This window comes from Mycobacterium sp. RTGN5, from assembly GCF_033804465.1.
Classification (GTDB): Bacteria; Actinomycetota; Actinomycetes; order Mycobacteriales; family Mycobacteriaceae; genus Mycobacterium.
Genome location: NZ_JAPZLA010000003.1, coordinates 380,369 through 393,287, shown reverse-complemented (window position 1 = coordinate 393,287; position 12,919 = coordinate 380,369). Strand labels below are relative to the sequence as shown.

The window sequence follows — 12,919 nt, the reverse complement described above, 5'->3', positions numbered from 1 at the left end:
TACTTGGTCAGCTCACCTGCAGCGACAGCCTCAGTCCCGATGAATACACGTTGCATCTTCACGAGGGTCGCGCACGCCGCGGATTCCGGTATTCACCCATCCACAGCGCATCGAGTCAGACCTGGTTGCGACGAAACAGGCATGGCCTTAGCGCTGACGTCTGACTCGACGCTCCCCCGCATACGACAAAGCCCCGGCCGTGATGGCCGGGGCTTTGTGCGCGAGAGCAGCTAGCGACTCTGGAAATACGACAGCAGTCGCAGGATCTCCAGGTACAGCCAGACCAGCGTCACCGTCAGGCCGAGGGCCACGCCCCAGGCCGCCTTCTCCGGCGCGCCGGCGCGGATCATCTGGTCCGCGGCGTCGAAGTCGATCAGGAAGCTGAACGCCGCGAGCGCGATGACGAACAGCGAGAAGATGATGGCGATCGGGCCACCGCTGCGCAGGCCGAGGCCTTCGCCGCCGCCAACACCGAACATCGCCAACACGAAGTTGCCGAGGATAAGCACCAGCACGCCGACCATGCCCGCGACGATCATGCGGGTGAACTTCGGGGTCACCCGGATGGCGCCGGTCTTGTAGACCACGAGCATGCCGAAGAACACGCCGATGGTGCCGAGCACCGCCTGGCTGATCATCACGCCGGCGTTGGCGCCGGACACGATGACGTTGGCAAAGATGAACGAGACGGCGCCGACGAACAGGCCTTCCAGCGCCGCGTAGCTGAGCACGATGGCGGGGTTGTCCTGCTTACGCCCGAACGTGGCGACCAGCACCAGGGCCAGGCCACCAAGCGCACCAACGAGGGTGAACGGCATGGCCAGGGCCATGTTGGCCGACACCAAGAAGTAGGAGATGACGGCCACGACGGACAGCACAGCCAGGGTGATGCCGGTCTTGGTGACGACGTCATCGATCGTCATGGGCCGCGAGACGCCGGTCTGCGGCTGGTACTGCGCGGTATAGGGGTCAGCCTGGTAGGCGACCTGCTGGGCACCGGCGGCGCCGGTACCGAATTGTGCGTATCCGCCCTGCTGCTTGGGCAGCGAACGAAATACCGGGTTGCTGGTCTCCCGCACCGTCGGAATCCTCTCCTGGAAGTCGCGTAACGCACCGTCAACGAACGGCGACCGGAACCGGTTCCCAGGAAGTCCACAACATGCTTCCCGGCGTGTCCGGCGCTACGAAGCCTGACCTTACCTGTGGACGGCATCCGGCGGGTGACGATCCTGATCGGCCTGGTACTTTCCACCTGAGATTGGTAGGACATCCAACCTTTTAGCGACCGGAAGGACCTCGCTGTCGTGACGGCTGAATCCGACGAAGTCTTGACCCGCGTCGACGGTGGCATCGGCTTCCTGACGCTCAATCGCCCGAAGGCCATCAACTCGCTGACCCACAACATGGTCACGATCATCGCCAAGGCGCTGACCGACTGGGCGGACGACGACAGCGTGCGCGCGGTGGTCCTGACCGGCGCAGGTGAACGCGGCCTGTGCGCCGGCGGCGACGTCGTCGCGATCTACCACAGCGCCCGCGCCGACGGCGCCCAAGCCCGTCAGTTCTGGCTCGACGAATACCGCCTCAACGCACAGATCGGCAGCTACCCCAAGCCGTATGTGGCGATCATGGACGGCATCGTGATGGGCGGCGGTGTCGGCATCGCCGGGCACGGCAGCGTGCGGGTGGTGACCGACACCTCGAAGGTCGCGATGCCCGAGGTCGGCATCGGCTTCATTCCCGACGTCGGCGGCACCTACCTGTTGTCCCGGGCACCCGGCGGGCTCGGGTTGCACGCCGGATTGTCGGGCGTCCCGTTCGCTGCGGCCGACGCCATCGCGCTCGGGTTCGCCGATCATTACGTCCCGCACGAGGCGCTCGACGCGTTCATCGCCGCGATCGTCGCCGATGGCGTGGACGCGGCCGTCACGGCGTTCGCCACCGATCCGCCGCCGAGTCACCTTCTGGCCCAGCGACATTGGGTCGACGAGTGCTACGCGGGCGAGACCATCGCCGACATCGTCGCCGCCCTGCGCAACCACGACGAAGACGAAGCCCGCAAGGCCGCGGACCTGATCGCGTCGCGCTCCCCCATCGCGGCGTCCGTCACGCTGGCATCGGTGCGGCGTGCCGCCGGGCTCGACACTCTGGAAGACGTTCTGGTGCAGGAGTACCGGGTGTCCTCGGCGTCGCTCGACTCCCACGATCTCGTTGAGGGCATCCGCGCGCAGCTCGTGGACAAGGATCGCAACCCGACATGGAACCCGCCGTCGCTGGCGGCGGTGACCGACGAGGATGTCGAACAGTACTTCGCGCCGGCCGACCCGGACCTGACCTTCGAGGAGCACAAGTGAGCCCCCAAACGAGCTTTGAAACCATCCTGGTCGACCGAGACGAGCGGGTCGGCACCATCACGCTCAACCGCCCCCAGGCGCTCAACGCTCTCAACAGCCAGGTGATGGTCGAGGTCACCACGGCCGCCGCCGAATTCGACGCCGATCCCGGTATCGGTGCCATCGTCATCACCGGCAGCGCAAAAGCGTTCGCCGCCGGCGCGGACATCAAAGAGATGGCCACCCTCTCGTTCTCGGAGGTCTTCGACGCCGACTTCTTCGCAGCCTGGAGCAAGCTTGCCGCCGTCCGCACCCCCACGATCGCGGCGGTCGCCGGCTACGCCCTTGGCGGCGGCTGCGAGCTGGCGATGATGTGTGACGTGCTGATCGCCGCCGATACCGCGAAATTCGGACAGCCCGAGATCAAGCTGGGCGTGCTGCCCGGCATGGGCGGCTCGCAGCGGCTGACCCGCGCGATCGGCAAGGCCAAGGCGATGGACCTCATCCTGACCGGTCGCACGATCGACGCCGCCGAGGCCGAACGCAGCGGCCTGGTGTCGCGGGTAGTGCCCGCCGACGAGCTGCTCACCGAGGCCAAAGCCGTCGCGACGACGATCTCGCAGATGTCGCGTTCGGCCGCGCGGATGGCCAAGGAAGCCGTCAACCGGGCCTTCGAATCCACCCTGACCGAGGGCCTGCTCTACGAGCGCCGACTCTTCCACTCCGCCTTCGCCACCGATGACCAGACCGAGGGTATGGCCGCCTTCACGGAGAAGCGCACTCCGGACTTCACGCACCGCTAAGGTGCTGTCGTGAGCGCAGCCGAGCCGGAGCAGCCAGAACCCACCGAATCGGCGGTCGCCACCGAAGAGCCCCCCACGCCGCAGCCACAACCCGAGCCCAAACCGGACTGGTGGCAACGGCGCTACACCTTTACCGGCACCGCGATGGGTCTGCTGTTCCTCGGCCTTTCGCTCAGCCCGTCGCTGCTGCCGCGCGGACCGTTGTTTCAGGGTTTGGTCAGCGGCGCCGCCGGTGCCATCGGATACGGACTCGGCGTGTTCGCCGTGTGGCTGGTGACTTTCATGTTGTCGCGGCCCTCCAGCCCGCACCCGCCGCGGTGGGCCTGGCTGGTGCTCGTCGTCGTCGGCGCCATCTGGCTGGTTTTCACGATCTACTGGTTTCACGTCTGGCAGGACCACGTCCGCGACCTGATGGGCGTGCCACGGCTGAAGTGGTTCAACTACCCACAAGCCGGGCTCATCGGCGTCATCGCGTTGTTCGTGTTCGTCGAAATCGGCCAGCTGGTCGGCAAACTCGTCAGATATCTCGTACGCCAGCTGAATCGTTTTGCCCCACCCCGTGTTTCGTTCGTGGTTGTGGTCGCAATACTGCTGAGCCTGACCATCGCCCTGCTCAACGGCATCGTGGTCAGGGGCGGCATGAGCTTCCTGAACAGCACCTTCGCGTCGGTGAACGACGAGATGGATCCGAACAATCCGGCGCCCACGACGCCGCTGCGCTCGGGCGGGCCGGGCTCGCTGGTCGCCTGGGATACGTTGGGCCATCAGGGTCGGGTCTTCGTCGCCGGCGGCCCCACCGTCGAGCAGCTCACGAAATTCAACGGCACGCCGGGGGTCGAACCGATCCGTGCCTACGCCGGTAAGAACTCCGCCAAGAACATCAGGGCGGCCGCCGACCTCGCCGCCCGGGAACTGGAGCGGGAAGGCGGATTCAAGCGCAAGGTCATCGCGGTCGCGACGACGACGGGCACGGGCTGGATCAACGAGGCCGAAGCCTCCGCGCTGGAGTACATGTACAACGGCGACTCCGCGATCGTCAGCATGCAGTACTCGTTCCTGCCGAGTTGGCTGTCGTTCCTGGTGGACAAGGAGAACGCGCGCCAGGCCGGCCAGGCGCTGTTCGAGGCGGTCGACGCCCGGTTGCGCGCGCTGCCCGAGGCCCAGCGGCCCAAGATCGTGGTGTTCGGCGAGAGCCTGGGTTCCTTCGGCGGTGAGGCGCCGTTCCTGAGCCCGAACAACATCATCGCCCGCACCAACGGGGCGCTGTTCTCCGGCCCGACGTTCAACAACACGATGTGGGACGACGTCACGGTCAACCGCGACGACGGCTCGCCGATGTGGCTACCGATCTTCGACGACGGCCAGAACATCCGCTTCGCCGCACGCCCGGACAACCTGGGCCGCCCCGACAAACCGTGGGCCTACCCGCGGATCGTCTACCTGCAGCACGCCTCGGACCCGATCAGCTGGTGGAACCCGAATCTGCTGTTCTCCGAACCGGATTGGCTGCGCGAACCGCGCGGCTACGACGTGTCCGAGGACATGTACTGGATTCCGATCGTGACGTTCCTACAGGTATCGGCGGACATGGCGGTGGCCGTCGACGTGCCCGACGGGCACGGGCACCGTTATGTGCGCGACGTGGTCAACGCGTGGGCGGCGATCCTGCAGCCACCGGGGTGGACGGCAGAGAAGACGGATCGGCTGCGCGGAATCGTTCAGGCGCCGGAGTAAGTCGGCGTCAGTTCATCGAGCACGCCTGCCTCGACCAGCGCCTCATATCCACCGATGACGTCGGTGGCCCGGTGCAGACCGAGGTCCAGTAAGGCGACGGCGGCCAAGCTCGAGGTATAGCCCTGCGAGCACAACACCACCCATTCGACGTCGTGGTCTTTCGCTTGGGGCAGCCGGGCATCGCTGGTCGGGTCGCACCGCCATTCGAGCACGTTCCGCTCGATCACCAGCGCGGCCGTCGTCTCCCCTTCGACAGCGCGCTGGGCCGCCGGGCGGATGTCGACGAGAATCGCACCGCGACGCAGGGCAGCCGGGACTTCGCTGGCCTCCAATCGGCGCAGCCGCTCCCTCGCGACGGCCAGGATCCGATCGATTCGACTGCTCATCGGATCATTGTCCTTCAGGTTCGTCGGTCAGCTCCGTGCGCGTGCGGCGCAGCGTGTGGCGTTCAGTCACTTCGTAATACGACATCGCGGTCAGCGGGGGCGAGTAGGCGTGCACGCTCAGCGTCGCCGCGGTAGGCGGCGCAACGACGGGAGCCACGGTCGGCGCGCGGACCACGTCGTGCACCCAGCCCAGCGGAAACGCGGCCTGATCCCCCGCGTCGAGACGACGGCGATGCAATCGCTCACCGTCCCAACGATATTCGTGCAGGGCACCAGAAAGGACCGTGAGCGCACCCAGCGATCCGCCGTGATCGTGCAGTTCGGTGAAGTGGCCAGGCACCCAGCTGATCAGCCACACGTCGAGCTCTTCATCGGCATGGAGCCGGGTGAACCAGCGCTCGTCGGCCGGGGCTCCACCGGCGGGCAACAAGTCGTTGAACTGACCGCGCAGCACCTCATCGGCGTACTGGTCGGTGGCGCGCAACAGGTCGGGCAACCGCAACCGGGTCGGCGCGGATACCGCTGGAGCGGTGGAGGGAAAAGTGGCAAGGGAAAGGGCAGCACCCGAATACGGCATGACGAGGGACTTTCGGCGAGATTGCAGGGGCAAATCGGGGGGTCGGCTAGTACCGACAACACTCCCGAAACCCGGTGCGCTCCGTCATGGCCGCCAGTGTTGCATAGATTGATTCCATGCGCGGGTACCGATGTCGCTCCCTGTTCGCCGTCGCGGGCGTGGCCGCGGCGCTCACTGCGTGCTCATCGGGCGGCGGCGGGCACAACACCTCCACGACACCCGCACCGTCGAGTAGCGCGCAATCCTCGACCGAGGCGGCGCCCCCGTCGGGCAGCGTGGGGACGTCGCCGGGCGGCGTGACCACCCGAATTGACGTGCCCGCAGAATCGACTGAAGAACAATATGCGCAGGCCTGCATGGCCACCAAGACGTGGATGGAAGCCAAGGGCGGTGATCCGACGACGTTGGTCGAGCCGTTCCTCAAGGAACTGCAGACCACCGCGGCCGCCGGCCCACCGACGTTCAACAGCACGTGGGGCCAGTTGTCGGCAGCGCAGCAGGCCGCGGTGATCGTCGCGGTCCGGGCGGCCGCCGAGGGCGGCTGCTGAGCGTTCCAATCACGGTTAGCAAAAGTCACCTCGACGACGAGTTCCTGCCAGTCGCCACTCAGTTCCTGCCAGTGGAATTAATTGTCTGACCTCGCGGTTTACACCCTTGTAACTGGAAGAACAAGAAGAAGACGAGGCAATCGACATGACCAAGTTCGCAATCGCAACCCTGCTGGGTTCCGCGATGAGCGCGGTCGTTATCGGCTTGGCCGCTCCTGCGACCGCCGCCCCTAGCGGGTCCGGTGACGCCCGCCACACATTCGACTCGCTGGGATACACGGTGGGCACCGACAAGGTCGGCACCATCGACGCAGTCCAGCGCGACTAGCCGGCGCGCGACGACGCGCACCGACCGAAGGGCACCCCGCAAGGGGTGCCCTTCGTCGTTCCGGCTTGCCCAGGGTGAGCAGAATGGAGCGATGGCCGACCAATCCCCCACTGGACGAGTCGCACTTGCCCTCGGCAGTGGCGGCGCGCGGGGGTATGCGCACATCGGCGTCATCAACGAACTCCGAAGCCGCGGATACGAAGTCGTCGGTATCGCCGGCTCGTCGATGGGGGCACTGGTCGGTGGCCTGCACGCCGCCGGGTCGCTCGACGAATTCTCGGACTGGGCCAAGACATTGACGCAGCGGGCCGTGCTGCGCCTGCTCGACCCGTCGATCACCGCCGCCGGCGTGCTGCGCGCCGAGAAGATTCTCGACGCGGTGCGCGACATCCTCGGCGAGGCCACCATCGAAAGCCTGCCGATCCCCTACACCGCGGTGGCCACCGACCTGATCGCGGGCAAATCGGTGTGGCTGCAACGCGGACCGATCGACGCCGCAATCCGCGCCTCGATCGCGATCCCCGGCGTGATCGCCCCGTATGTGCTCGACGGCCGACTGCTGGCCGACGGCGGGATCCTCGATCCGCTGCCGATGGCGCCGATCTCCGCGGTCAACGCTGATGTGACCATCGCGGTCAGCCTGTCCGGGCCCGCTCCCGACGACGAGAACGCGCCGGCCGATCCCGAGGCCCGCGCCAGCGTCGAATGGCTCGGCCGGCTGCTGCGCAGTACGTCAGGACTCATGGACACCACTGCCGCGCGCTCGATTCTCGACACCCCCGCGGCACGCTCGATGTTGAGCCGGTTCGGCACCGGTTCGGAGTCCGAAGACGCCGCCGAGGATCTGGAAGCCCCGATCCCCAAGCTCGGCAGCTTCGCGGTGATGAACCGCACCATCGAGATCGCGCAGGCCGCCCTTGCTCGCCATCAGATGGCGGCCTACCCGCCCGATCTACTCATCGAAATACCTCGAACCGCTTGCCGCAGTTTGGAATTCCACCGTGCCGCCGAGGTCATCGACCTCGGGCGCGAGCTTGCCGCCAAAGCCTTGGACGGCTACCGCAACACTCTCACTGCAGAAACTCCGTGACCGCGGCAGCCACCCGGCGTCCTTGTTCGCGTCCGGCCAGCGCTGACGGGCGCCGGCAGCGCGGGTCGAGCAGGTTCGGGCCGAAGGCCGCCAGCGACTCGTCGTCGGCGAAGATGGCGAAGGTCCGTGCGCTGAAGGCCGCGATCTCGGCCGCGGTGCCGCTGCTGAACGGCGATGGCGTGGTTTCACTCGCCGGCACCAGCACCACGGCCGTCGCGCAGTCGCCGGCCACGGCGGTATGGACGGAGCTGGTGACGCCGCCGTCCATGTAGCGCCGGCCGCCGATGGTGACCGGTGGCCAGGTACCGGGCACCGCGCAGCTCGCGGCCACCGCGTCGACCAGTTCCACCCCGGACGACGAATCGAACACCACCAATTCCGCAGTCGCGGTGTCGATCGCGGTGATGCGCAGATCTTGTGCGGGCCAGTTGTGCGCAGGCAGCCGCCCCTCGATGACTTTCCTTCGGACCGGCTCGGCGACGGTCGGCGCGTTCAGCGCGACAGTGCCGATGCGCAGCAATTTCTCTCGGACGTCACCGGGTTGGGCCACCGCAGAGAGGAACAGCGCGGTGATCGCATCGAAATCGGCGCCGGAGTCGATCTCGGAGGAAGTATCGCCGGTCTGGGTTTCGAAGAGCTCCGCCAGTGACAGCGGGCTGCTGATCTGCGCGGCGACGGTGGAGCCGGCCGAGGTACCGACCAGGACGTCGGAGTCCAGCAGCGCCTGCGCGGTGTCCGGGGCTTCGTCGGCGATCCCCTGCAGGATGCCGGTTTCCCAGCCGATGCCGGCAAGGCCGCCGCCGGCCAGGATCAGGGCTCGTTTCGTCGTCACAGCGTGCGAGTCTGCCAGCTGCCGAGGTAGTCGGCGGCGTCGGTCTGGTGGGCGTGCTGTGCCCAGCCCAATGGGGTCGTCCCAAAGCGGAGGTCGACGAGGCTCGGGTCAGCTCCTGCGTCGAGGAGCCGGCGAATCAGGTCAAGGTCGCCGCTCCAGGCCGCGTGGTGCAGCGGCGTGGCGCCCTCGTCGTCGCGGATGTTCGGATCGTCGGGAAACTCTTGCTCGACCAGGTCGGCGCCTGAGATGTCGATTCCGTGACCGGCCAACAGCGCCAATCGCTGGGCGAAGCCGTGTTCGGCGGCCCAGTCGATCTGGCGCTGCCACATCTGGTGACGGGTTTCCATCGCCTCACCCAGGCGGCGTTCCCATGGACTCGGTCCAGCATCGGCGAGGCCGTGGTCGAACAGCAGCTCCAAGTGCGAGTCGTCGGGGCGGAACATCCGGTTGTAGAGGGTCTGCTGGTCGACGGGGTGTGCGCCGCGTTGCAAGAGCAGCAGCGCCAGGGCCGGCGCGAACCGGTGGCGCGGTTGACGACCCGGCCCCTGCTCGCCTTCGCCAAATACCCCGGTGAGCGCCGTGAACGGTGTCGCCATGGCCCGCCACAGATAGCCGGAGTTCGGGTCAGCGCCGGCGTCCAATAGCGAGACCGTCGCCGCGAGTACATCATCCTCGTTGCGCGGCAAGGAAATCCGCGAGTAGCACAGGTACAGCAGCGGAACCCAGCCGAATGGGCCGCCCGGGGTGGCGGCCAGATCGGGCTGGGCCTCGAGGTGGCGGCGTAACGCCACCGGGTCGGCAGCCGAGGCCGCGGCCCACACATGGTGTTGCGGCACATCGGGATTCGCCTCGAGCAGTTCGGTGGCCGCGTGCCAGCGTGGCGGGGCGTCGTTCTCGTCGTAGCGCAACGACGACAGCGAGCAGAACCGGTCGGCCATTCCCATGGCGTCGTCCTTGACCGCACCGGGGTCCACCGCGAGTTCCCGGGCGATCGCCAGATACCCGACAAGCGCTGGCCAGCTTTTGAATCCGTAGCTGCGGGCGACGGCGAATTGCGCGTCGTGCAACCGGAAGCGTGCCGGGTCGCTGCGTTGCAGGGTCCGGGCTTGCGAGCGCAGCCGCTCGAGGGACGGGTTGTCGGGCAGGGTGCTGGCCATGACGGCCTCCTCTCACGTGCCCTGCGTCCGCGAAGCCGGGCCGAGAAGGAGGTCGGTCAGGTATCAGTGGTCACAAGCAGGGAGGCTGAGCCTCTTCGAGCGGACGTCGGGCGATCCTGCACGCCCAACCGCACGTTACCAGCCACAGCGGCGTTCAGCGAGACCCGTTGTAGGCCCGGGCAACCCGGGTGACGAACTGGTAGACGCCGTCCTCGTCGGGAGCGAGCGGCCCTGGGCGGGCGTGCGGGGAACTTAGGCCCCGCTGGACCGATTCGCATGCCGTCCAGTCCTGCCGGTTGGTCAGGTCCCAGAAGTCAACGGCGTAGGACGGATCGAAATCGGGCTTCTCCAACGCCTCTTTCGGGAACGCCCAGGCGCATTCCACGTGGGTGCGGTCGACGGCCATCGGCGTCATCAGGTGCGTCATGACGTAGTCGGGGTGCAGGCTCACCAACAGGTTGGGGAATCCGACCAGATACATCACGGTGCGAAGTTCCTGTTCGGACAGGCCTTTGATCGCCACGCCTCCGCTGCGGCCGCTCAGCGACATGGTCTCGGCCTCGTCGATCATGCCCATCCAGCCGCCGATCCAGTCGCCGGGCAGGTTGAGGTTCTCACCACTGGTGGGCGGGCTGATCTTGGACAGTTCGGGGTGAATCGTCGAGCAGTGGTAGCACTCCTGGTAGTTCTCGACGATCACCTTCCAGTTGGTCGCCAGCTCGTAGGAGTGCCGCGCCACCACGGTCAGATCCTCTGGGCGGTACGGGCCGATGACGTCGTCCATGCCGGCGACGTGTTGGTCGAAATCGACGTCGCTGCCGCTGGGGTCGACGAACAGGTAGCCGTGCCAGTCCACGAGCCGTAGCTCGGCCAGGCCGAACTGGCCGGGGTCGAATCCGTCGATCGTGTCGAACAGCGGTGCTTTGCGCAGTTCCCCATTGAGCTTGTACGACCACGAGTGGTACGGGCAGACGATGCCGCGCCGCTTGGCGGTGGCACCGCACGCCAGCAGCTCGTGGCCGCGATGGCGGCACACGTTGGCGAAGGCGCGCACCGTGTTGTCGTCGCCGCGCACCAGCAAGGTTCCGTTGGCGCCCGAGCCGACGGCCTTCTGGGCGCCCACGCCGTCCAGGTCACTGGCGTGACCCACGCAGTGCCAGCCGGAGAAGATGTTGTGCTTCTCCCACTCGAAGACCTCGGCGTCGACATACGCCTCCCGCGGCAGCATTCGGGACTGCCCGAACGGCGCGAGGGAAGCGGCGAGATCGCCGGCAGGCACCGGCGCCGGGGTCTGTTTGAACATACAGTCAGACTAGGCCTCGCCCGCGAACGCGGCAATCCCGGCACCGGCGGAGTCGTCGCCGCGAGTCATCCGGCGATACACCAGATATCCGACGGTCACCGCGACCAAGGCCGCCAACAGCAGCAGGGTGGCCAGCGCGTTGAGCGCCGGGGTTGGCGCGGCACGGGCGGTGTTGTAGATCTTCACCGAGACAGGCTCGGTCGAGGCGTTCCCGGACAGGTAGCGCACCAGGACGAAGTCGTCGATCACGTCGGCGAACACCAACACCGTGCTGGCGAAGATCGCCGGGAACAACATCGGCACCGTCACCCGTCGCAACGCCTCCATCGGCGAGGCGCCCAAATCCATTGCCGCTTCCTCATATTGGTTGCCGATAGTGGCCAGCCGGGCGCGCACGAGCACGGCTGGGTAGGCGATCTGGAAAGTCACCAGCCCGATCACCTGCGCGGAAGTGCCCAGTCCAATCGGGAGCGCCAGCGAGGTCACCACGAACAGCAGCGCGACGGCCAGCAGCACCTCGGGAACCACGAACGACACCAGCATCAACAGGTTGGCGCCGGCGGGCAGCCGCCCCCGCCAGCGGTCGATGCCGATGGCGAACAGCACGCCGAGCGGCACGGTGATCAGTGTGGTGATCACGCCGAGCTTCAGCGTCTGCAGCAGGGCAGTGTGCAGCGAGGCGTCATGCCACACCGATTTGGTCGCGTCACCCCAGTACCAGCGAAACGAGAAGCCCTGCCAGTTGGTCCGCGACCTGCCGTCGTTGAAGGAGAAGACGACCGCGATCAGCACCGGCAGCAATGACCACACCAGATAGCCGAGGGTGACCGCCCGCAGAATGCGCGGCGGCCGCCACGGGTCCTTCCACCAGGCGATCGGACCTCTCATGTGGACACCTCGCCCCCGCGCGCGGTGACCCGCACGTAGTAGAACATCGGCAGCACGGTGGCAAGCAGCACCAGCATCACGAACGCACCGGCCTGCCCGGTCTGTCCCGGCGACTGCACGCTGTCGTTGATGAGGTTGCCGACCATCGCGGTCTTCGGCGAGGCCGACAGCATGTCGGAGGTGAAGTAGTCGCCGAGCATGGGCAGGCAGGTCAGCAGGATGCCGGCCACGATCGTCGGCCGGCACATCGGCAGCGTGACCCGCCAGAACGACTCGAATCGGTTGGCCCCCAGATCCCTGGCCGCCTCCAGGGTGGACTGCGGCAGCCGGTCCAGCCCGGCATACAGCGGCAGAATCATGTACGGCACGTAGCCGTAGACCAGGCCCAGCACGACCACCACCGGCTGGCCGGTCAGCCAGTGCACGTTGACATCGAACAGGCCACCGAGGCTGAACAGCCGATTGACCATGCCGTCGTCCTGAAGCAGGTTGACCCAGGCCAGCATTCGCATCATGTAGCTGATCCAGAACGGTGCGATCAACGCCGCGATCAGCACGCCGGCCCACCGGCCCGAGAGCCGCGCTGTGTAGTAGGCCACCGGGAAGGCGATCAGCAGGCACAGCACGCTGGCCAGCACGACGTAAAGCGCGGTGCGCAGCAGCGCGGGCCCGAAGACCCCGTTCTCCCCGACGATGTGGGTCAGGACGTAGGTGAACTGAGAAGGGTCCCACTCCAAGGGATTCCACACCGGAATCGAGGTGCGGAAGATCGGGTCGATCTGGCCGAAGACGATGGCCAGCACCACGTAGAGCGGGGCGAGGAAGAACAGCAGCAGCCAGACGACGCCCGGCATGGCCAGCAGGGGCCAGAGCCCACGATTACGTGTCCGCTTTGGCAGCGGCTTGGCTGGGGCCTCGACCTCCGCGAGGGTCACCGGGG

At 67.0% G+C, this 12,919-nt stretch carries 14 protein-coding genes; 6 read left to right on the top strand and 8 right to left on the bottom strand.

What is annotated here, in order from left to right; all coding sequences use genetic code 11:
- Positions 1-230: 230 nt before the first annotated feature.
- Positions 231-1,079 (bottom strand): Bax inhibitor-1/YccA family protein, encoded by an 849-nt coding sequence (locus SLQ31_RS18835; RefSeq protein ID WP_319435520.1) that lies wholly within the window; start codon positions 1,077-1,079, stop codon positions 231-233.
- Positions 1,080-1,304: 225 nt separating this feature from the next.
- On the opposite strand from SLQ31_RS18835, the gene SLQ31_RS18830 reads away from it, so the two are divergent.
- The 3 genes from SLQ31_RS18830 to SLQ31_RS18820 are packed head-to-tail and all read left to right on the top strand — an operon-like array spanning position 1,305 to position 4,870.
- Entirely contained in the window at positions 1,305-2,354 is a 1,050-nt protein-coding gene (locus tag SLQ31_RS18830; protein ID WP_319435519.1) for an enoyl-CoA hydratase/isomerase family protein, read from the top strand.
- Entirely contained in the window at positions 2,351-3,136 is a 786-nt protein-coding gene (locus SLQ31_RS18825; RefSeq protein ID WP_319435518.1) for an enoyl-CoA hydratase, read from the top strand. Before SLQ31_RS18830 ends, SLQ31_RS18825 begins: the two co-directional genes overlap by 4 nt.
- 9 nt (positions 3,137-3,145) lie before the next feature.
- Positions 3,146-4,870, top strand: coding sequence for an alpha/beta hydrolase (locus tag SLQ31_RS18820; RefSeq protein ID WP_319435517.1), 1,725 nt, complete (start codon positions 3,146-3,148; stop codon positions 4,868-4,870).
- Here the strand turns inward: SLQ31_RS18820 and SLQ31_RS18815 are convergent.
- Both SLQ31_RS18815 and SLQ31_RS18810 read right to left on the bottom strand, forming a co-directional pair.
- Positions 4,855-5,256 (bottom strand): rhodanese-like domain-containing protein, encoded by a 402-nt coding sequence (locus tag SLQ31_RS18815; RefSeq protein ID WP_319435516.1) that lies wholly within the window; start codon positions 5,254-5,256, stop codon positions 4,855-4,857. The genes SLQ31_RS18820 and SLQ31_RS18815 overlap by 16 nt on opposite strands.
- A gap of 4 nt (positions 5,257-5,260) precedes the next feature.
- On the bottom strand, positions 5,261-5,833 hold the full coding sequence (locus SLQ31_RS18810; protein ID WP_319435515.1) for a cysteine dioxygenase family protein: 573 nt from the start codon (positions 5,831-5,833) through the stop codon (positions 5,261-5,263).
- Between the two features lie 116 nt (positions 5,834-5,949).
- Here SLQ31_RS18810 and lpqV point away from each other — a divergent pair, with 116 nt between their 5' ends.
- The 3 genes from lpqV (at position 5,950) to SLQ31_RS18795 (ending at position 7,799) form a co-directional block, all read left to right on the top strand.
- Positions 5,950-6,381, top strand: coding sequence for a lipoprotein LpqV (lpqV, locus tag SLQ31_RS18805; RefSeq protein ID WP_319435514.1), 432 nt, complete (start codon positions 5,950-5,952; stop codon positions 6,379-6,381).
- A gap of 145 nt (positions 6,382-6,526) precedes the next feature.
- Complete coding sequence (locus tag SLQ31_RS18800; RefSeq protein WP_319435513.1) at positions 6,527-6,709, top strand: hypothetical protein; 183 nt, start codon at positions 6,527-6,529, stop codon at positions 6,707-6,709.
- Positions 6,710-6,800: 91 nt separating this feature from the next.
- Positions 6,801-7,799: a patatin-like phospholipase family protein gene (locus SLQ31_RS18795; RefSeq protein WP_319435512.1), complete on the top strand. Its 999-nt coding sequence runs from the start codon at positions 6,801-6,803 to the stop codon at positions 7,797-7,799.
- On the opposite strand, the gene SLQ31_RS18790 is transcribed toward SLQ31_RS18795, so the two are convergent.
- From SLQ31_RS18790 to SLQ31_RS18770, 5 genes are all read right to left on the bottom strand, one after another.
- On the bottom strand, positions 7,780-8,631 hold the full coding sequence (locus SLQ31_RS18790) for a patatin-like phospholipase family protein (protein WP_319435511.1): 852 nt from the start codon (positions 8,629-8,631) through the stop codon (positions 7,780-7,782). The genes SLQ31_RS18795 and SLQ31_RS18790 overlap by 20 nt on opposite strands.
- Complete coding sequence (locus SLQ31_RS18785) at positions 8,628-9,788, bottom strand: ankyrin repeat domain-containing protein (protein WP_319435510.1); 1,161 nt, start codon at positions 9,786-9,788, stop codon at positions 8,628-8,630. The genes SLQ31_RS18790 and SLQ31_RS18785 overlap by 4 nt, the downstream gene beginning before the upstream one ends.
- Before the next feature lie 154 nt (positions 9,789-9,942).
- The gene (locus SLQ31_RS18780; RefSeq protein WP_319435509.1) at positions 9,943-11,091 is read right to left on the bottom strand and encodes an aromatic ring-hydroxylating dioxygenase subunit alpha; all 1,149 of its coding nucleotides are present in this window, start codon (positions 11,089-11,091) and stop codon (positions 9,943-9,945) included.
- A 9-nt stretch (positions 11,092-11,100) separates the two neighbouring features.
- A complete protein-coding gene (locus SLQ31_RS18775) occupies positions 11,101-11,979 on the bottom strand; it encodes an ABC transporter permease (RefSeq protein ID WP_319435508.1) in 879 nt (292 codons plus the stop codon).
- Positions 11,976-12,914, bottom strand: coding sequence for an ABC transporter permease (locus tag SLQ31_RS18770; RefSeq protein ID WP_319435507.1), 939 nt, complete (start codon positions 12,912-12,914; stop codon positions 11,976-11,978). Before SLQ31_RS18770 ends, SLQ31_RS18775 begins: the two co-directional genes overlap by 4 nt.
- Between the last annotated feature and the right edge of the window lie 5 nt (positions 12,915-12,919).

Coding starts and splice junctions, on each gene's coding strand:
- SLQ31_RS18815 (WP_319435516.1), bottom strand. CDS start 5,256: ATGAGCAGTCGAATCGATCGGATCCTGGCCGTCGCGAGGGAGCGGCTG.
- SLQ31_RS18810 (WP_319435515.1), bottom strand. CDS start 5,833: ATGCCGTATTCGGGTGCTGCCCTTTCCCTTGCCACTTTTCCCTCCACC.
- lpqV (WP_319435514.1), top strand. CDS start 5,950: ATGCGCGGGTACCGATGTCGCTCCCTGTTCGCCGTCGCGGGCGTGGCC.
- SLQ31_RS18800 (WP_319435513.1), top strand. CDS start 6,527: ATGACCAAGTTCGCAATCGCAACCCTGCTGGGTTCCGCGATGAGCGCG.
- SLQ31_RS18795 (WP_319435512.1), top strand. CDS start 6,801: ATGGCCGACCAATCCCCCACTGGACGAGTCGCACTTGCCCTCGGCAGT.
- SLQ31_RS18785 (WP_319435510.1), bottom strand. CDS start 9,788: ATGGCCAGCACCCTGCCCGACAACCCGTCCCTCGAGCGGCTGCGCTCG.
- SLQ31_RS18780 (WP_319435509.1), bottom strand. CDS start 11,091: ATGTTCAAACAGACCCCGGCGCCGGTGCCTGCCGGCGATCTCGCCGCT.
- SLQ31_RS18775 (WP_319435508.1), bottom strand. CDS start 11,979: ATGAGAGGTCCGATCGCCTGGTGGAAGGACCCGTGGCGGCCGCCGCGC.